Origin of the sequence: Vibrio cyclitrophicus (assembly GCA_023206055.1) — a bacterium.
Classification (GTDB): domain Bacteria; phylum Pseudomonadota; class Gammaproteobacteria; order Enterobacterales; family Vibrionaceae; genus Vibrio; species Vibrio cyclitrophicus_A.
This window is the reverse complement of sequence record CP065366.1, coordinates 1,396,603-1,414,693: the sequence shown is the minus strand read 5'-3', so window position 1 is coordinate 1,414,693 and position 18,091 is coordinate 1,396,603. Positions and strand designations below refer to the sequence as shown.

18 protein-coding genes and 1 other annotated feature are annotated in these 18,091 nt (G+C 44.2%); of the genes, 6 read left to right on the top strand and 12 right to left on the bottom strand.

What is annotated here, in order from left to right; all coding sequences use genetic code 11:
• The first annotated feature begins 35 nt into the window (after nt 1-35).
• On the top strand, nt 36-560 hold the full coding sequence (locus ITG09_06330; protein UPR53239.1) for a YchJ family protein: 525 nt from the start codon (nt 36-38) through the stop codon (nt 558-560).
• Nucleotides 561-761: 201 nt separating this feature from the next.
• On the opposite strand, the gene ITG09_06325 is transcribed toward ITG09_06330, so the two are convergent.
• The 9 genes from ITG09_06325 to ITG09_06285 all read right to left on the bottom strand — a co-directional run bounded on the left by ITG09_06325 (nt 762) and on the right by ITG09_06285 (nt 10,024).
• Complete coding sequence (locus ITG09_06325) at nt 762-1,412, bottom strand: bifunctional phosphoribosyl-AMP cyclohydrolase/phosphoribosyl-ATP diphosphatase HisIE (GenBank protein ID UPR53238.1); 651 nt, start codon at nt 1,410-1,412, stop codon at nt 762-764.
• On the bottom strand, nt 1,409-2,182 hold the full coding sequence (gene hisF, locus ITG09_06320) for an imidazole glycerol phosphate synthase subunit HisF (GenBank protein UPR53237.1): 774 nt from the start codon (nt 2,180-2,182) through the stop codon (nt 1,409-1,411). Before hisF ends, ITG09_06325 begins: the two co-directional genes overlap by 4 nt.
• Nucleotides 2,164-2,901 (bottom strand): 1-(5-phosphoribosyl)-5-[(5-phosphoribosylamino)methylideneamino]imidazole-4-carboxamide isomerase, encoded by a 738-nt coding sequence (hisA, locus tag ITG09_06315; GenBank protein ID UPR53236.1) that lies wholly within the window; start codon nt 2,899-2,901, stop codon nt 2,164-2,166. Before hisA ends, hisF begins: the two co-directional genes overlap by 19 nt.
• Before the next feature lie 43 nt (nt 2,902-2,944).
• Nucleotides 2,945-3,559, bottom strand: a complete 615-nt coding sequence (gene hisH / locus ITG09_06310) for an imidazole glycerol phosphate synthase subunit HisH (protein ID UPR53235.1) — start codon at nt 3,557-3,559, stop codon at nt 2,945-2,947.
• 24 nt (nt 3,560-3,583) lie between these two features.
• Complete coding sequence (gene hisB, locus ITG09_06305; protein ID UPR53234.1) at nt 3,584-4,672, bottom strand: bifunctional histidinol-phosphatase/imidazoleglycerol-phosphate dehydratase HisB; 1,089 nt, start codon at nt 4,670-4,672, stop codon at nt 3,584-3,586.
• Nucleotides 4,673-4,804: 132 nt separating this feature from the next.
• Nucleotides 4,805-5,845 carry a histidinol-phosphate transaminase gene (locus ITG09_06300; protein UPR53233.1) on the bottom strand — a complete coding sequence of 347 codons (1,041 nt, stop codon included), beginning with the start codon at nt 5,843-5,845 and terminating at the stop codon, nt 4,805-4,807.
• A gap of 9 nt (nt 5,846-5,854) precedes the next feature.
• Entirely contained in the window at nt 5,855-7,156 is a 1,302-nt protein-coding gene (gene hisD / locus ITG09_06295) for a histidinol dehydrogenase (protein ID UPR53232.1), read from the bottom strand.
• Nucleotides 7,156-8,052 carry an ATP phosphoribosyltransferase gene (gene hisG, locus ITG09_06290; protein ID UPR53231.1) on the bottom strand — a complete coding sequence of 299 codons (897 nt, stop codon included), beginning with the start codon at nt 8,050-8,052 and terminating at the stop codon, nt 7,156-7,158. Before hisG ends, hisD begins: the two co-directional genes overlap by 1 nt.
• Before the next feature lie 53 nt (nt 8,053-8,105).
• Nucleotides 8,106-8,241, bottom strand: a sequence feature (His leader region).
• A gap of 190 nt (nt 8,242-8,431) precedes the next feature.
• Nucleotides 8,432-10,024, bottom strand: a complete 1,593-nt coding sequence (locus ITG09_06285; GenBank protein UPR53230.1) for a Na+/H+ antiporter NhaC family protein — start codon at nt 10,022-10,024, stop codon at nt 8,432-8,434.
• 654 nt (nt 10,025-10,678) lie between these two features.
• Here ITG09_06285 and ITG09_06280 point away from each other — a divergent pair.
• Nucleotides 10,679-11,089, top strand: a complete 411-nt coding sequence (locus tag ITG09_06280) for an H-NS histone family protein (GenBank protein UPR53229.1) — start codon at nt 10,679-10,681, stop codon at nt 11,087-11,089.
• Nucleotides 11,090-11,304: 215 nt separating this feature from the next.
• On the opposite strand, the gene ITG09_06275 is transcribed toward ITG09_06280, so the two are convergent.
• Together ITG09_06275 and ITG09_06270 are read right to left on the bottom strand one after the other, a co-directional pair.
• Entirely contained in the window at nt 11,305-12,609 is a 1,305-nt protein-coding gene (locus tag ITG09_06275) for an inosine/guanosine kinase (protein UPR53228.1), read from the bottom strand.
• Between the two features lie 102 nt (nt 12,610-12,711).
• Nucleotides 12,712-12,981, bottom strand: coding sequence for a hypothetical protein (locus ITG09_06270; GenBank protein ID UPR53227.1), 270 nt, complete (start codon nt 12,979-12,981; stop codon nt 12,712-12,714).
• A 204-nt stretch (nt 12,982-13,185) separates the two neighbouring features.
• On the opposite strand from ITG09_06270, the gene mnmA reads away from it, so the two are divergent.
• The 3 genes from mnmA to purB all read left to right on the top strand — a co-directional run bounded on the left by mnmA (nt 13,186) and on the right by purB (nt 16,507).
• Nucleotides 13,186-14,322 carry a tRNA 2-thiouridine(34) synthase MnmA gene (gene mnmA, locus ITG09_06265; GenBank protein ID UPR53226.1) on the top strand — a complete coding sequence of 379 codons (1,137 nt, stop codon included), beginning with the start codon at nt 13,186-13,188 and terminating at the stop codon, nt 14,320-14,322.
• Nucleotides 14,323-14,374: 52 nt separating this feature from the next.
• On the top strand, nt 14,375-14,992 hold the full coding sequence (gene hflD / locus ITG09_06260) for a high frequency lysogenization protein HflD (GenBank protein UPR53225.1): 618 nt from the start codon (nt 14,375-14,377) through the stop codon (nt 14,990-14,992).
• A 144-nt stretch (nt 14,993-15,136) separates the two neighbouring features.
• The gene (purB, locus tag ITG09_06255) at nt 15,137-16,507 is read left to right on the top strand and encodes an adenylosuccinate lyase (protein ID UPR53224.1); all 1,371 of its coding nucleotides are present in this window, start codon (nt 15,137-15,139) and stop codon (nt 16,505-16,507) included.
• 254 nt (nt 16,508-16,761) lie between these two features.
• Here purB and htpX read toward each other — a convergent pair whose 3' ends face one another.
• Nucleotides 16,762-17,625, bottom strand: coding sequence for a protease HtpX (gene htpX / locus ITG09_06250; protein ID UPR53223.1), 864 nt, complete (start codon nt 17,623-17,625; stop codon nt 16,762-16,764).
• Nucleotides 17,626-17,903: 278 nt separating this feature from the next.
• Between htpX and ITG09_06245 the strand changes: the two genes are divergently transcribed.
• Nucleotides 17,904-18,071, top strand: coding sequence for a hypothetical protein (locus tag ITG09_06245; protein ID UPR53222.1), 168 nt, complete (start codon nt 17,904-17,906; stop codon nt 18,069-18,071).
• Nucleotides 18,072-18,091 lie beyond the last annotated feature (20 nt).

Here is an 18,091-nt window from a genome sequence, read left to right as displayed (position 1 = left end):
CCTCTTAATAGAGGCCATTTTTACAGGATTTGACTATGTCTTTATGCCCGTGCGGTAGCAAAAATACTTGCCAACAATGCTGCGAATCAGCGCACCTTAATCACAGTTCAGTTGAAACACCTGAGCAACTGATGCGCTCACGTTATTCAGCGCACGTGTTGGGGTTAGTTGATTATGTTATTGCGACTTACCACCCTAGCTGTAATGCAGAAGCTCAAAGAGAAGGTATTGCCGAATCTATCGATAGTGATTGGGCAGGCTTAGAAGTCATTGATACCGCCGCGGGCTCACACGAGAACGAAGGTTTTGTCGAGTTTAAAGCCTACTTCAATGAAGATGGCGCTCAATACTGCATGCAAGAACGCTCGCGTTTCGTTCGTGAAAATGGCCTTTGGTTCTATATCGATGGTGAGTTCCCAGAGCAAGAAAACGAACATGAAGAGCTAACAGAACCAAAGATTGACCCTCGCCTAAACCAAACCGTAGAGAGCTTCAAGATTGGCCGCAATGATCCTTGTATTTGTGGTAGCGGTAAGAAGTATAAAAAGTGCTGCGGGTAAGCCAAAAAATTAGAATGTTTGATTAAGTAAAGAGATTCCTGATGTCGCTTAGGCTCCTCGGAATGACGTAAAGTCAGAGGTTAGAAAAGTGACGCAGGGCTTAGAAATCTTGAAAACTTGAAAATTAAAAAGCCCCGTAAACATGTTTGTTTACGGGGCTTTTGTTTGTCTTTTGCGTGGTTCTATTAATCTAAAGAGAACTTACTTATGGCGCTCTTTTAGTTTATTTACCACGTCATTCATCGATAAGCCTTGGTCTTGAAGAAGAACCATTAGGTGGTAAATCAAATCTGCTGATTCACACACTAACTCCGCCTTATCGCCCGACGTCGCCGCAAGCGCGACTTCAACGCCTTCTTCGCCCACTTTTTGCGAAATACGCTTGGTGCCACGGGCATATAGACTGGCAGTATAAGAAGACTCAGGATCTGCGTCCTTGCGGGCAGCCAGTAGCTGCTCAAGTTGATGAAGCCACACCATCTGGGTCTCTTCTTGCGGATCGACATCCCAACATGTGGTGTTACCCAAATGGCACGTTGGACCAATTGGATTCACTTTTACCAACAAGGTGTCATTGTCACAATCAAGTGACATGTTCACCAGTCGCAGAACATTGCCTGAGGTCTCACCTTTCGTCCACAAACGCTCTTTAGTACGCGAGAAAAAAGTTACTTGACCCGTTTCGCCGGTTTTCTCAAGTGCTGCAGGATTCATGTATCCCATCATCAACACTTGGCTCGATTGGTAATCTTGAACAATAGCTGGCACTAAACCATCTACTTTTTCCCAGTTAATACGCTCTGATAATGCGCCTACTGCTGCTTTTGATAAGCTTGCGGTTTCAAAACTCATAGTCGCACCTCTACATCTTGTTGTTTTAAATACTGTTTAAGTTCACCAATATTGATGACTTGTTTGTGAAATACCGAAGCCGCTAGTGCTCCGTCCACGTTGGTCTTTTTGTAGGCTTCAGCAAAGTGCTCCATCGCGCCAGCACCACCCGAAGCAATCAGTGGCACGTTACACACTTCACGAACCATGTTGAGTTGCTCGATGTCGTAACCGTTACGAACGCCATCTTGGTTCATCATGTTCAACACGATCTCACCTGCGCCACGCTTTTGTACTTCCTGCACCCAATCTTTAGTTTCCCATTTGGTTGCTTTGGTACGCGCTTCATCGCCAGTAAATTGGTAAACCTGATATTTACCGGTTTCTTTGTCGAAGTATGAGTCGATACCAACAACGATACACTGCACGCCGAACTTATCAGCAAGGTCAGTGATCAATTGAGGGTTAGCCAATGCAGGCGAGTTGATCGATACTTTATCCGCACCAAACTCAAGAATGCGCGCTGCATCTTCTGCCGATTTAATACCACCAGCCACACAGAAAGGAATATCGATCACCTCTGCGACACGCTTTACCCAACTCTTATCAACAACACGACCATCGCTCGATGCCGTGATATCGTAAAATACCAATTCATCCGCGCCCTCTTCCGCATAGCGCTGTGCTAACGGAACGATGTCGCCAATGATTTCGTGGTTACGGAACTGAACGCCCTTAACCACCTGTCCGTCACGGACATCCAAACAAGGGATTATTCGCTTTGCCAACATGCAAATGCCTCCTCTGCGGTAAACTTGCCATCAAGTAACGCTCGACCCACAATTACGCCAGCAACACCGCTGCCTTTCAGTGCTTCGATATCAGCTAAGCTGCCAATGCCGCCCGATGATTGGAATTGAACCTGTGGGTACTGCTTACAAAGATCAACGTAAAGCTCTACGTTTGATCCTTCTAGCGTGCCATCACGTGAAATGTCGGTACACAGAACGTGTTTAAGACCCACTGTTAGATAATCTTCAATCAGCGCTTCAATCGTAACGCCTGAATCTTCTTGCCAACCTGAAATCGCCACTTTACGAGTGCCGCTTTCGTCGATGTTGATATCCAGAGCCAGTACAATTTTCTCAGCGCCGTATTTTTCCATCCAACCTTTTACTAGTTCAGGTTGCTTAACCGCTGTTGAACCTACAACAACGCGCTGCGCGCCAGCTTCAAGTAGGTCGACCACGTCTTGCTCATTACGAACACCACCACCAATTTGGATATTGGCAGGTGTGCTAGCAAGTAGCTTTGCGATCAGGTCAAGTTGACGAGCGGTTGTGTCTTTTGCACCCGTTAAGTCAACGAGGTGAAGCCAACCTGCGCCAGCTTGGTGATACAGGTTAAACTGCTCTGCAGGGTCTACTTTGTATTCTGTTACTTGCCCGTAATCACCTTGGAATAAGCGAACTACTTGGCCTTCAATTAAATCTAATGCGGGAATAATCATTTACATTCCTTATATGGCAACGTTAGCCGCTGCCTAATCCTTATTACAATTCCAAGAAGTTCTGAATCAGCTTAGAGCCTGCTTTTGAAGAACGCTCTGGGTGGAACTGGACACCATAATAGTTGCCACTTTGCACCGCCGCTGTGAACGGGTTACCGTAATCACATTGTGCGATGGTGTAGTCACCCACTGGCATTGCGAAGCTGTGAACGAAGTAGAAATACTCGCCTTCTTCAATGTCTTTAAACAAAGGGTGATTAGGTGTCGAAGTTACTGTGTTCCAACCCATGTGTGGTAGTGGTAAATCGCCCGTTTCAAGTAAACGTACTTCACCATCACACAAGCCTAGACATTCAACTAACTCGTCAGCCTTTTGGCCTTTCTCTTGAGACAGTTTGCCTAGCAGCTGCATACCTAAACAAATACCCAGCAGAGGCTTCTCTACTTTCTTCACAAGAGAAACAAGGTCGCGCTCTTGTAGATTCTTCATTGCCTCACTTGCTGTACCTACACCCGGTAGGAAAAGCTTGTCAGCGGCAAGGACGACTTCTGGTTCTTTTGAAATCTCAACTGCGTAACCCAAACGTTCAATGGCAAATTTCACCGAAGAAACGTTGGCACACCCAGTATCAATAATGACGACTTTTTGATCTTTCATTGTTTTTCCTTGCTAACGTTAGCCTTACAAGACGCCTTTGCTGCTTGGCAACTCATTACCTTCAACTTTGATCGCTTGGCGAAGAGTACGGCCAAACGCTTTAAACAAGCTCTCAATGATGTGGTGATCATTATTGCCATCAGAAGAAAGGTGTAGCGTACAAGCCAGTGTGTCGGTTAGAGAGCGGAAGAAGTGAACCACCATCTCGGTTGAAAGATCACCCACTTGCTCACGGCTGAATTTAGCATCGAACTTCAGGTATGGGCGACCAGAAAGGTCTAACGCACACTGAGCTAAACACTCATCCATTGGCAGGCTAAAACCAAAACGGCCAATACCGCGTTTGTCACCTAGCGCATCTTTCAGGGCTTGGCCTAACGCAAGTGCTGTATCTTCTACTGTGTGGTGATCATCAATGTGCAAGTCGCCTTTCACAGTTAGGTTCATTTGGAAACCACCGTGTGTCGCGATTTGATCTAGCATGTGGTCGAAGAAACCCATACCTGTATCGATCTTATTGCCACCGGTTTCATCAAGGTTTACGGCTACCTTAATGTCGGTTTCTTTGGTCGTACGAACCACTTCAGCAACGCGAGCGTTAACCGTCAGATCTTTAACGATCTGTGGCCAGTTAAGCGTGCCTTCCGTTTCTGCGTCCGGGCCATATTGAATACCGCGGATTGCCATGTTCTCTGCTAGTTGCAGGTCAGTCACTCGATCGCCAATCACAACAGAGTGTTGGAAGTCGACTTTCCCCCCCTGCAGGTATTCTTTAACCATACCTAGCTTAGGCTTACGGCAAGAGCAGTTGTCTTCGTCAAAGTGAGGGCAAATAAGCACGTCATCAAACTTAACGCCTTGAGATTCGAAGAACTCCATCATCATGTTGTGTGGCGCATCGAAATCTTCTTGAGGGTAGCTATCAGTACCTAGACCATCTTGGTTAGTCACCATCACTAGACGGTAACCAGCATCTTGCAGTGCAAGCAGGCTAGGAATCACTAGCGGTTCAAATTTTAGCTTGTCTAAACGGTCTACTTGAAAGTCGACTGGCGGCTCAACAATTAAGGTGCCGTCACGGTCTATAAAAAGTATTTTCTGTTGTTTACTCACTTGAACTTCCTTTTAATTTTAAATCTGGTGGCCTAGCTAAAATCAAACGCTAACCCAAAATATTGGTTTCATTTGTCAGTCGGCAATTAATAAATCTAAGACTGACAAATGTTATTACTGGTAAACCTTTCGTTACTGAAAAAAGTTACGAATGAATCCAAGTGTCTTTTCGCACTCTTCGCGGTTACCAATACTAATCCGAACACAGTCTTCGATTGGCGAGTTACGTAAAATAATGCCACTGTCCCATGCCGCTTTAAATAATTCGTCGCCGTTAGGGAATTTAACCAATAGGTAGTTACCCCAACCATCAAATACCGTCACTTGAGGTAAGCCCAATAAACCGGCTTGTAAATAAGCACGGTTCGCACTTAAATCCAGAACCTGAAACTTCGCTCTTGCAAGGCCTTGTTCTGAAAGTGCTTGAACGGCGATATCAGCAACCGGAATTGGCACTGGGTATGGTGCAATCACTTTCAACAATACATCGATAAGCTCTTGGTTCGCTAGCGTAAAGCCACAGCGTAAACCGGCTAATGCAAAAGCTTTAGACAGAGTACGAAGAATCGCTAGGTTCGGGTACTGTGCAAGCAAATCAACGGTTGATGCTTCAGGGCAGAAGTCGATGTACGCTTCATCCATCACCACAATCGCTTTGTCTTGAGTCATTTCAAGCAACTTGATGATGTCTTTACGATTAACCAAATTACCGGTTGGGTTATTTGGGCTACAAACAAACACCACTTTCACATTGTCTAGTTGCGCTTCAATCGCAGGAAGGTCGAGTTGCCACTCAGCGGTTAGAGGCACGACTTTACGCTCAACACCGATAGTCTCTGCACTGATTGCGTACATACCGTAAGTAGGCGGGCAGTAAAGAATAGCGTCTTCATTCGGCTCACAAAAAGCACGAATCAATAACTCGATGCCTTCATCAGCACCACGAGTCGTCAGTGTTTGCTCTGGTTTCACAGCTGCGTATTGTGCGTAAGCGTCAATCAACTCTTTAGGCTGACATTCGCTGTAGCGATTAAGACGAGACAGGTTTAGGTTGTACTCGTTATCAAACGGAGATTCGTTGGCGTTTAGCCATACATCACCAGTGCCACCAATGCGTCTTGCAGACAAGTAAGGTGTTAGAGCCTGAACTTGTTTTCTTGCTAACTTTTCCATGCCCTACCCTTATTTCGCTTTATTTAACTTTTCAACTCGGATAGTCACAGCGCGTTTGTGTGCATCCAAGCCTTCGGCTTCCGCCATTGTTACTACAGTTGGCGCTAGGCCTTTCAAACCATCAGCTGTTAGCTCTTGTACCGTCATGCGCTTAGAGAAGTCAGCCAAACCTAGGCTTGAATATGTCTTCGTGTAACCGTAAGTCGGTAATACGTGGTTTGTACCAGACGCATAATCACCTGCAGATTCTGGTGACCAGTCGCCAAGGAAGATTGAACCAGCATTGTCTAACAATGGCAGCAGTTCACGTGGGTTCTTGGTTTGAACAATCAAGTGCTCAGGGCCGTAGAAGTTTGAAATCGCAATCGCTTGAGTGATGGATTCAGCAATGATAATTAAGCTTGAAGCCAATGCTTGCTGAGCGATGTTCGCACGAGACAACTCTTTCAGTTGTTTCTGAACCGCTTCTGTAACTTGATCAGCAATCACTGGAGATGGCGTTACCAATACTACTTGAGAGTCAGGACCGTGTTCCGCTTGGCTCAACAAATCCGCTGCGATGAAATCGGCATCAGCTGTTTCATCAGCAATCACCAACACTTCAGATGGGCCAGCAGGCATATCGATCGCCGCACCGCGGAAGTCATTGCTCACTTGGCGCTTCGCTTCCGTTACGTAGGCGTTACCAGGGCCGAAGATCTTATCGACTTTAGCAACACTCTCGGTACCGTAAGCCATTGCTGCAACCGCTTGACCACCACCAACATTGTAAACTTCGTCGATCTTACAAAGCTTCGCGACATACAAGATTTCATCAGCGATTGGCGGAGGAGAACAAAGCACAACCTTACGACAACCTGCAATTTGAGCTGGTACACCTAACATAAGAACCGTTGACGGAAGTGGCGCGCTGCCACCTGGAATATAAAGGCCAACAGTATTAATCGCGCGAGTCACCTGCTCACACACAACGCCCGGTTGTGTCTCTACCTTAATCGGTTGAGGCTTTTGAGCTTCGTGGAACTTAGCAATGTTGCTATAAGCTTGCTCAAGCGCTTGCTTCATTTCTGGTGTTAGACGAGCACACGCCTCTTCGATCTCATTTGAACTGACTCGAATAGATTCTGGAGTTACACCATCAAACTTTGCAGTCAGCTCTTTAAGCGCGGCATCGCCTTCATTTCGTACTTTTGCAATAACATCAGAAACAGTCGCTGTGATGTTTGCACCTTCAGTAATAGCTGGACGCTCTAATACCGAGTCTTGCTGTGATTCACTTAAAGATTGCCAAACAACGGTTCTCATCGTCACTACCCCATCATTTTTTCGATTGGTAATACTAGAATCGAGCTCGCACCCAACTCTTTAAGCTGTTCCATTGTTTCCCAGAACAAGTTCTCTGTACTTACTAGGTGCACGGCAACTTTGTCTTTGTCTGTCGATAGTGGAAGAACCGTTGGATCTTCAGCACCAGGCAGTAGTGCTTTGATTTGCTCTAGTTGAGAAGTTGGCGCGTGAAGCATGATGTACTTCGACTCTTTAGCTTGTTGAACACCTTGCATACGAGTAAGTAGTTTTTCAATCAGTGCGGTTTTGTCTGCGTCAAAGTCACCAACACGTTGAATCAGTGTTGCTTTCGATTGAAAGATAGCTTCTGCTTCTTTTAGGCCGTTCGCTTCAAGCGTCGCACCTGTAGAAACTAAATCGGCGATAGCGTCTGCTAGGCCTGCGCGAGGCGCTACTTCAACCGAGCCTGTTAGCATACAAGTGCTGAACTCAACACCCTGCTCATCCATGTAGGCTTTAAGTAGTTGTGGGTAGGTTGTCGCAATACGTTTGCCCGCTAAGTCTTGTGGGCCGTTGTATTCTTCGTCTTTGTTGATAGCGATAGAAAGGCGGCAACCACCGAAGTCTAAACGACGTAGTGTGCGGAACTCTGAAGGCTCTTTAAGAGCAACACGGTCTAGACGAACTTCTTCTAGCTCATTTTCACCGATGAAACCAAGGTCAACCACACCATCCATGATAAGACCTGGGATGTCGTCATCACGAACGAGTAACAAGTCAATTGGCATATTTAGTGAGTGAACCACTAGGCGCTCACCCATGATGTTAAATTTAACACCACATTTTTTAAGTAGGTCTTGGCACTCTTTACTTAAGCGACCTTTCTTTTGAATTGCGATTCTTAGGCGTTGTGTCTGCATTGCTGTATCCCTGTGCAAATATTTGAATTTATTGATTATTTAAAAGCGCTAAAACTAAAAAACCCTCGGGGACTTTGTCATCCCGAGGGTTTAAATCTAAATTCTTTTGACTTAACCTCCGGGAGTAATCTTGCTCCCGGGTATACGTAAATCTCCCCGAAAGACTAGATAGGGTGATGATGGTGATGAATGTTCATTACTAATTTACGCATACTTATCAGCTCTTAGGTTGTTTGCTGTCTTGTCTCCACACTAACTAAGCTGACATCCTTTTTCAACCATTTATTCGAACTTTTTTCACGAAACTTAAAATTAAATTAACAGGCACAAAAAAGGGAGGCAAACGCCTCCCTGATAGTTTACTGATTAACTTTCAGTTTTAGCTTTTGCACGTCGCCATTTTGCAGCGAGAGAAGTAAGCCAATGCAAAACATACAGCAACAAACGTTAGAGACGCTGCGCCAAATGCGATGCCAATTGAAGATGTCATACCTAGTGTGATGAAACCAATGCACGATACGAACGCTACAGACAACGCGTATGGAAGCTGAGTCGATACGTGGTCGATATGGTTACAACGAGCACCAGTAGAAGACAGAATAGTCGTATCTGAGATTGGAGAACAGTGGTCACCAAATACTGCACCCGCTAGAACCGCACTTAGCATAGGAAGAATCAGTGCGATGTCCGATGCTGCTGCCATGTCACCCGCGATTGGTAGCATGATGCCGAATGTACCCCAAGATGTACCTGTAGAGAACGCCATAACGCCCGCTAGAAGGAACAACATAACCGGTAGCCAGTGGTAATCAATGCTGCCTGTTACTAGAGACGATAGGTAAGAACCCGTTTTCATGTCGCCGATTACAGAACCGATAGTCCATGCAAACACAAGAATCAGAATCGCGCCAAACATAGAGCTAGCACCGATCCACATTGTTCTTGCGATATCAGCCATAGATAGCTTTTGCTTGAATACTGTCGCTAGTGCGACTAGTAAGCCGATAACACCACCGTAAACAAGAGACTTGCCTACATCCGTGTTTTCGAATGCACCTAGAAGGTTGAATGCTTGGCCATCAGCAGCCAGCGCTTGGCCGCCTGTGTAAAGCATTGCAGCCACTGTCGCTACAATTAGCGATACGATTGGCATAACAAGATCAGAAACTGAACCGTTTTCGCTCTCTTCGATATCTAGCTCTTCGTTTAGATCGTGAGCTTGCTTTTGATCGTTGTCGCCTTCAAAGCCACGGCCTTGAGATGCTTCGATTTCATGCTCACGCATCTTACCAACATCTAAACCGAACCAAGCCACTGCGAACACCATTAGTAGTGCAAACACAGCGTAGAAGTTCATTGGAATAAGACGAACGTAAGCACCCAGTGCAGAATATTCAGTTACACCGTGTGTTACCAAGATGCCACCAATAATAGTAATGATGTAAGCACCCCAGCTAGAAGCCGGCATGATCACACACATTGGAGCAGCAGTAGAATCGAGAATATAAGCAAGCTTAGCGCGAGATACGTAGAAACGGTCTGTTACAGGGCGAGAGATAGCACCTACCGCTAAGCTGTTGAAGTAATCATCAACAAAGATGAATACACCTAGGAAAGCAGCAAGTAGTTTTGAACCACGTTTGCTCTTAACACGAGACTGAGCCCACTCAGCGAATGCACGAGTACCGCCAGACAGTGTTAATAGTGCAGTTGTCATTCCAAGAATAATTAGGAATGCGATGATGCTCATGTTCCAAGTGTTGATGCCACCATCTTCGATGAAAACACCAGATGCTTTAGTAAACACGTAGCTCGCTGCGTTACCTACTGAATAGTCAGCAAGTAAGATAGCACCCATGATGATACCGACACCCAAAGAAACCAATACACGGCGGGTAACAATAGCAAGACTTAAAGCCACAAGGGGCGGAAGCAAAGATAAAGGCGATGTTGCAAAATCTATTAAATTCATGATCTTCAAAAACCAGTTTTTTATTTGGCTAGAGATCTACTGCAGACAAACTTGATACGGCTTATCAAGTTCATGTTGAACTAAGCGAAAGGGAAGTGAACACTTCACCCAACCCTACAGTAGCGCTCCATAGTTTAAAATTAAGACTATGGCAGTGTTGTACCTATTGAGCACAACCCCAGCAAATTGCTTAGATATACAATTTACTTCGGCAATTACACCTTTCATTCCCGCTCATTGGCATCACCCCAACGGAAGTTACTTTTTATAATTGCACCTCTACGTGCGATAACATTATTAACCGTGTAAACCAGAGTTTAACAACAAATTAACTAAAGCATCGCATCAGGTAGCCGCAATTGTACTCATCAAGAGCAACAATGCAACATATCATTCCGAGAAAAATAGCTTTTTGTTAATGAACTAATCAATAGAAGAATAGTCTACACAAGTTAATTACTCCACCAGTCACATATCAGTTTTTTAGATAATCTTAATAATTATTATAAATTCGATAGAAATGTGCCTTTGAAATTTCAACTATTCATCTCACTTTTATATTTAAATATGTAATAGAAGAAATACTATTTGTTTTATTCCTAAGCTCTGTTTATTATTAGGATGATTATTTAGTTTACCTTGATGGAAAATATCATGTCTGAATTAACAAAAACTCTATTAAATATCCGTAGCCTTCGCGCATTCTCACGTGAATTAACTCTTGAGCAACTAGAAGAAGCGCTAGACAAGCTAACTATTGTTGTACAAGAGCGTCAAGAGTCTGAAGCTGAAGAACGTGCAGCTAAAGCAGAACAAGAAGCTAAGCTTTCTGCTATCGCTGAACAAATTGCAAAAGACGGAATTGATGTTGCAGATCTTATTGCAGCTCTTTCTGGCGAAGCAAAATCTAAAACAACTAAAGCTAAACGCGCTCCTCGCCCAGCGAAATACAAATATGTAGACGCAAACGGCGACGAGAAAACTTGGACAGGTCAAGGCCGTACGCCTTCAGCTATTCAAGAACAGCTAGATGCTGGTAAATCTCTAGAAGAGTTTGCTATCTAAGTTAAGCGTTCAGTTTACTGAGTGGGTAATCAATTACACACTTAGCAATAGAATTAATATTTAAGTCGACCAAAGTATTATTTACGGCTTCAATATATTCAGAAACAAAAAAGGCTCCTTTCGGAGCCTTTTTTATATTTTGTTACCCTTTAATGTTCTTTATAAACATAGATGCGCATTTGATAAACTCGTACGCATCGGATAAACAAAGTCTCTTATCTTTCCCAGTACGCTTCTTCTAGGCTATCTTCTCTTTCAGGAAGACCACGAGATAAACGCGGAGAGTGTTGAACTAACACTTCATAGCTAGCACGGTTTGAATATTTACAAACTTGTGAGAAAGAAGAATAGGTCAAAAATGAATGTTGGTGCTTACTTGAGTTTGGCACGTTTTCTTTGTGGTACTTATTCGCAGCCATATCATGCAATAAAGCCGATAAAGCAGCATCACCTGCACCATTCGTATTTTTGATTTTTTCTGGACCACCCATGTATGGCGCAATATGCGAATACACTTTAGTTGGGTTTTCACATAACTCTTTATGTGCAGGACGGCTAAATTCGAAACGGTTAAATTCAGCAATTGAACCTGGAAGTAGAGGCAGTGATGTTTCACGCTTCGCTGCGTCTTCCGTGTAACCCGCCATGAATAGGCCAACAGGGCCCGCCGTACATAGAACTAAGTCCACCCACTCTAGCGCTTTATCTGAAGCAGCTAGCGGATCGCTTTCACCGGTTAGGGCTTCCGCTTCGTCTTCATTCATTGCAACAACCGTTACGTGTTGCTCTAAGAAGTCTTTCCAGAATTCTGGATCGTCTTGAATAACGAACTTAGTACCTAGTGTTAAAACAACTGGTACATCATATTTCTTCGCGTATTCGATCGCTTTCATTGTTGCTTCAGGCATAGGGTCGCCTGGCTTACAACGAACTAAATAAGCAGTTAATACTAAAGCAGAAGCACTTTTGAAGATCTTTTCAGGAATGCTTTCTGGTTTTAGTTGGTTCATTTGTCCTTCGCTAATTGCGAAAGTACGTTCACCATCTTCTGTAATTAATGCAAAGCAGCGACCAATTGCGCCATCTACCCCTTGTAAATGGTTCAGATCCATTCTGCTTGATGTATTACATAAATAACGGTAACCATAGCTACCAATCTTAATATCTTGGCTCATTACACCCAATAGTGTTGAACGGTCGTCCGCCAATACTGAATAGTTGTGTAGTGTATTACCAATTGTGCCACCAGCGTATTCATTGGTAATCAGGCACTGTTCTTTTAATTCTTGATATAAAGATTCAGCGGCCTCGTCACCAATAACCAGTGAATGTCCCTTACTTAAACCGTACTTCTCAATAAGTTCAGAACTCACTTTTGCTTCAATATCCACCAAAGTTTGGTCAATACCGATAATATGAGTGCGTGACATTCTTTTACTGCTTTGAGCTTGGCTCACTAGAGGATCACGTGCGTGAACCGGAAAGTAGTGCTTTGATTTACGTTGTCCAGGGAATTTCATAGGGCTAGTCTAAGTCAAGGGGAAATAGGTGGCGGATTCTACCGCGCTATATTTAACGCGGCAATCTTTCAAACTATAGCAAACGTTTGCTAGGGTATTTTTTTATTCGCCTTCCATAAAGCTTAAATCAGGCAGCATGCCCAAATGCTCGGCGTAACGCTTTTGATTAAACTCAGCGCCGTTTTTCATAACGTCAAATACTTCGATAGCCAATGCACATGCCATTGCAGCAATAGCCTCTTCACGAGGAGTGCCTGTCATCATTAAACGCATCAGCGTCTCTTTTACTTTTACAGGTTCGCCATCTTCAAGCTGATTTTCAATAATCTCAATCAACTCTTCTTCTTGCATAAATTCATTTTGTTCAGACATTTTTTTATCTCAGGTCTTGGATTTCGAGCGACTATGCCACATATACTTCTGACATCCTAGCGACTCACCTCGCTCTCATGCGATTCTCTAACAAAGTCAGCGCACTATTTGTGCAAATGAAACTGTGATTCCGGTCTCGGATCTGTCACGGCGTTTCTCTTTCTGTTAGAATCTGCGACCAAGTAATAGTAACGGTGTTTAGACATGTCAGATATCAGCTCTGGAAACAGCGAAAAGAAAGTAATTGTCGGTATGTCCGGCGGTGTAGATTCGTCAGTATCGGCGTATCTTCTTCAGCAACAAGGCTATCAGGTAGAAGGCCTTTTCATGAAAAACTGGGAAGAAGACGATAACGAAGAATACTGCACGGCAGCTGAAGATCTTGCTGATGCTCAAGCGGTATGTGACAAACTAGGTATCCACCTTCACACTATCAACTTTGCTGCAGAATACTGGGACAACGTATTCGAATACTTCCTTGAAGAGTACAAAGCAGGCCGTACGCCTAACCCAGATATCCTTTGTAACAAAGAAATCAAATTCAAAGCATTCTTAGAGTTTGCGGATGAAGTGCTAGACGCAGACTACATTGCGATGGGTCACTACGTTCGTCGTACTTTCCCAACTCAAGAACAGCTTGATGCAGGCGTAAAACCAGAAATGCTACGCGGTCTAGACAGCAACAAAGACCAAAGCTATTTCCTATACACGCTAAGCTCAGTTCAAGTGGCACGCAGCCTATTCCCTGTCGGTGAATTAGAGAAGCCAGAAGTGCGACGTATTGCTGAAGAGCAAGACTTGATCACAGCGAAAAAGAAAGATTCAACAGGCATCTGCTTTATTGGTGAGCGCAAGTTCACTGAGTTCTTAGGCAAATACCTACCAGCACAACCGGGTAACATCGAAACACCTGAAGGCCAAGTGATTGGTCAACACCAAGGTTTGATGTACCACACTTTGGGTCAACGTAAAGGTCTTCATATTGGCGGCACTAAAGGTGGCGGCGGTAACGAAGAGCCATGGTTTGTTGGTGAAAAAGATCTAAAACGTAATGTTTTGATCGCAGTACAAGGAAAAGAACACCCTCTTCTAAAATCAGAAGGTTTGATCGCTTCTCAGCTTCATTGGGTAAATCGCACACCAATTACTGAAGTTATGACATGCACGGTAAAAACACGTTACCGTCAAACCGATATTCCTTGTACAATCATCCCAATTGATGATGAGAACATTAAGGTTATTTTTGATGAACCACAGATTGCTGTGACTCCAGGTCAATCGGCAGTATTCTACCTAGACGAAGTTTGTCTTGGTGGCGGCATCATCGAAAAGCGCATCTAACTAATCTAATCGAACGAACAACAAACGATAGAAGACAACCAGGAGTTACTACGTGGCTAATACACTTTATGACCGTACTATTGCTTTTGCCGGAATTTGCCAAGCTGTGGCTTTGGTTCAACAAGTAGCGAAAGACGGCCATTGTGATAAAGATGCCTTCGAAGCTTCACTCAGTGCTATTTTAAATACTAACCCGTCGAACACTGTGGGGGTATTTGGACGTGAAGCGAACCTAAAACTTGGCCTTGAGTGCTTAGTAAAAGGTATCGATAGTACTCCAGCTGGTAGCGATATTACTCGCTACATCATCAGCTTGATGGCGCTTGAACGTAAACTATCTGCTCGCAATGACTCCATGTCACAGCTTGGCGATCGTATTCAAACTGCAGAGCGTCAAACTGAGCACTTCGATCTGTTTGACGAGCAAATGATCAGCAACCTTGCGAGCATCTACTTAGATGTAGTGAGCCCTATTGGCCCTCGCATTCAGGTTTCTGGTACACCGTCTGTACTTCAACAGACATCGAGCCAACATAAGGTTCGCGCACTGCTTCTATCAGGGATTCGAAGCGCTGTGTTATGGCGTCAAGTTGGTGGCAAGCGTCGCCACCTTATCTTCGGTCGCAAGAAGATGATCGAGCAGGCTCAAATCCTGCTAGCTCGCATGTAATTTATTAGCTCGCGCCTCGTCGCGAGCTTGTTTTTTTGTACCAATACAATTCTCACGCAAACGATTGCGCAATATGCGTGACAATTGAGATTGTTACTGGTATAAACCTCTCAAAATTTAGAAAACTCAATTCAGGAGAACACCATGGAACTGTCAGCATTGACTGCTGTTTCACCAGTAGACGGCCGTTACGGAAGCAAGACTGTTGCATTACGCAGCATCTTTAGTGAGTTTGGCCTACTAAAGTACCGCTCTATCGTTGAAGTTCGTTGGTTACAAAAGCTTGCAGCTACAGATGCAATCAAAGAAGTACCGGCGTTCAGTGCAGAAGCTAACCAGTTTCTTGATGAACTAGCTGCTAACTTCAGTGAAGAAGATGCTCTACGTATCAAAGAGATCGAGCGCACGACTAACCACGACGTTAAAGCGGTTGAGTACTTCTTGAAAGAGAAAGTTGCTGGCGTTCCTGAACTTCACGCTGTAAACGAATTTATTCACTTTGCATGTACTTCTGAAGACATCAACAACACCTCTCACGCGCTTATGCTTAAAGAAGCTCGTGACACAGTAATTCTTCCAGAAATCCGTAATGTAATTGATGCTATCAAAGCACTTGCGAACGAGTACCGTGATATTCCATTACTGTCTCGTACACACGGTCAGCCAGCTTCTCCTTCTACTATGGGTAAAGAGATGGCTAACGTTGCGTACCGTATGGAACGCCAATACAAGCAAATCGAAAACGTTGAGATCCTAGCGAAAATCAACGGTGCTGTAGGTAACTACAACGCACACCTTTCTGCATACCCAGAAGTTAACTGGCACGAATTCAGCGAAGAGTTCATCACTGAATCTCTTGGCGTAACTTGGAACCCGTATACAACTCAAATCGAACCTCACGATTACATCGCTGAGCTATTCGACGCTGTTGCTCGTTTCAATACGATTCTTCTAGACTTCGACCGTGACGTTTGGGGCTACATCGCTCTTGGTCACTTCAAGCAGAAGACTATTGCTGGCGAAATCGGTTCTTCTACAATGCCGCATAAAGTTAACCCAATTGACTTCGAAAACTCTGAAGGCAACCTTGGTCTAGCTAACGCAGTATTCAGCCACCTTGCACAAAAACTTCCAGTCTCTCGCTGGCAACGTGACCTAACTGACTCTACGGTTCTTCGTAACCTAGGTGTTGGTGTTGGCTACGCAATCATTGCATACACTTCAACTCTGAAAGGTATTAGCAAACTAGAAGTTAACCGTGAAGCGCTACTTGCTGAACTGGACAAGAACTGGGAAGTACTGGCTGAACCAGTACAAACAGTAATGCGTCGTTACGGCATCGAGAAGCCATACGAGAAGCTAAAAGAGCTAACTCGTGGTAAGCGTATAGATGGCGAAGGCATGCGTGCATTCATCGACGGTCTTGAAATCCCTGCAGACGAGAAAGTTCGCCTGAAAGAGATGACACCAGCGAACTACATCGGTCAAGCAATCGAGCTGACTGACAAGCTGTAAGATTCGAAAAACGAATAAACAAAGGCTTCCCACGTGGAAGCCTTTTTGTTGGGTCGAACAAATGTTTCGAACACTAGTCCCTAAGTAAAATAACAGTCGTCAATCAAATCTGACTTCTCCTACTCACCTCCCCCATTCAAATACTGCAAATCACATTAGACAAACATTCTTAAACGCCAAGATCAAAAAAGGCCTCCCGAAGGAAGCCTTTAGAATACATATTACCGCTTAACGAAAGCAGCATGTATTAGAAATTACATATTACGTAAAGACGCAATACGCTTATCTAGCGGCGGGTGGCTCATTAGAAGCTCAGTTAGAGACTTCTTACCGTTGATACCAAACGCCATCATAGAACCTTCTAGTTGTGGCTCGTGGCTCACCTTTAGACGCTCTAGCGCTGCAATCATCTTATCTTTACCTACCAAGCGCGCTGCACCTGCATCGGCATGGAACTCACGATGACGGCTGTACCACATTGTAATGAAGCTAGCTAAGAAACCAAACACCAATTCCAACACCATAGACACACCGAAGTACACCATCATGTTGCTGCCGCCCTCTTCTTCGTTGTCATTCGACGCAACAATGTTGGCGATGAAACGAGATAAGAAGATAACGAACGTGTTCACTACACCTTGCATTAGAGTCATTGTCACCATGTCACCGTTCGCGATGTGGCTAACTTCGTGAGCTAGGACCGCTTCAGCTTCATCACGCGTCATGTTGTGTAGCAGGCCTGTTGATACAGCTACCAATGAATCATCACGCTTAGCGCCTGTTGCAAATGCGTTGATGTCTGGCGAATCGTAGATCGCCACTGTTGGCATACCAATACCAACTTGTTGAGATTGACGGCTTACCGTTTCCATCAACCAATGTTCTGTTTCGTTACGTGGGCTTTCAATGACCATGCCGCCAACAGAGCGTAGCGCCATTTTCTTTGACATCATTAATGAAATGAATGAGCCGCCAAAACCAAATACCGCAGCCATCACCAATAAACCTGAGAGGCTACCGGGTTGCATACCAGTGACTGCGTATACAATATTAAGAACAACACTTAACACCAATACAACCGCTAGGTTGGTTGCAAGGAACAACATTACTCGCTTCATTACTTATCTCCGCATGAAAGCTGTTTTTATAAAACTTATTGTTATAGACAAGGCAGACAGCAATAGATTCCAACCTTGAAGACTTTTACTTACTTATACATATAGTCTTAGATTAAGAAAACAAGGTTAAGCATTAAATTGCAACATTTGATTACGAGACCATATCCAAATCAAACCTAGTCTATTAGACCTAAGTCGTATGGTGTCGATATAACAATCCGTTTACAGTGACTTCAGATGATTTATTGGCTAGTCCATGTACAAAAAAGGGAAGGATCATGGTTGAAGGTACTAACACGCAAATGGCTATCGATTTACTGTGCTGTCACCTAGGGATTACTGAAGAAGAAGCAAAGAAACAGATCGGTATTCTTACGCCACAAGCAGCGCAAACCAATATAACAGAGACACAACAAGCTCTAATGGGACTTACAAAAGAACACTAATCCCAAGCTTAACTCTACAC

Coding starts and splice junctions, on each gene's coding strand:
- ITG09_06330 (UPR53239.1), top strand. CDS start 36: ATGTCTTTATGCCCGTGCGGTAGCAAAAATACTTGCCAACAATGCTGC.
- ITG09_06325 (UPR53238.1), bottom strand. CDS start 1,412: ATGAGTTTTGAAACCGCAAGCTTATCAAAAGCAGCAGTAGGCGCATTA.
- hisF (UPR53237.1), bottom strand. CDS start 2,182: ATGTTGGCAAAGCGAATAATCCCTTGTTTGGATGTCCGTGACGGACAG.
- hisA (UPR53236.1), bottom strand. CDS start 2,901: ATGATTATTCCCGCATTAGATTTAATTGAAGGCCAAGTAGTTCGCTTA.
- hisH (UPR53235.1), bottom strand. CDS start 3,559: ATGAAAGATCAAAAAGTCGTCATTATTGATACTGGGTGTGCCAACGTT.
- ITG09_06300 (UPR53233.1), bottom strand. CDS start 5,845: ATGGAAAAGTTAGCAAGAAAACAAGTTCAGGCTCTAACACCTTACTTG.
- hisG (UPR53231.1), bottom strand. CDS start 8,052: ATGCAGACACAACGCCTAAGAATCGCAATTCAAAAGAAAGGTCGCTTA.
- ITG09_06285 (UPR53230.1), bottom strand. CDS start 10,024: ATGAATTTAATAGATTTTGCAACATCGCCTTTATCTTTGCTTCCGCCC.
- ITG09_06280 (UPR53229.1), top strand. CDS start 10,679: ATGTCTGAATTAACAAAAACTCTATTAAATATCCGTAGCCTTCGCGCA.
- ITG09_06275 (UPR53228.1), bottom strand. CDS start 12,609: ATGAAATTCCCTGGACAACGTAAATCAAAGCACTACTTTCCGGTTCAC.
- ITG09_06270 (UPR53227.1), bottom strand. CDS start 12,981: ATGTCTGAACAAAATGAATTTATGCAAGAAGAAGAGTTGATTGAGATT.
- mnmA (UPR53226.1), top strand. CDS start 13,186: ATGTCAGATATCAGCTCTGGAAACAGCGAAAAGAAAGTAATTGTCGGT.
- purB (UPR53224.1), top strand. CDS start 15,137: ATGGAACTGTCAGCATTGACTGCTGTTTCACCAGTAGACGGCCGTTAC.
- htpX (UPR53223.1), bottom strand. CDS start 17,625: ATGAAGCGAGTAATGTTGTTCCTTGCAACCAACCTAGCGGTTGTATTG.
- ITG09_06245 (UPR53222.1), top strand. CDS start 17,904: ATGGTTGAAGGTACTAACACGCAAATGGCTATCGATTTACTGTGCTGT.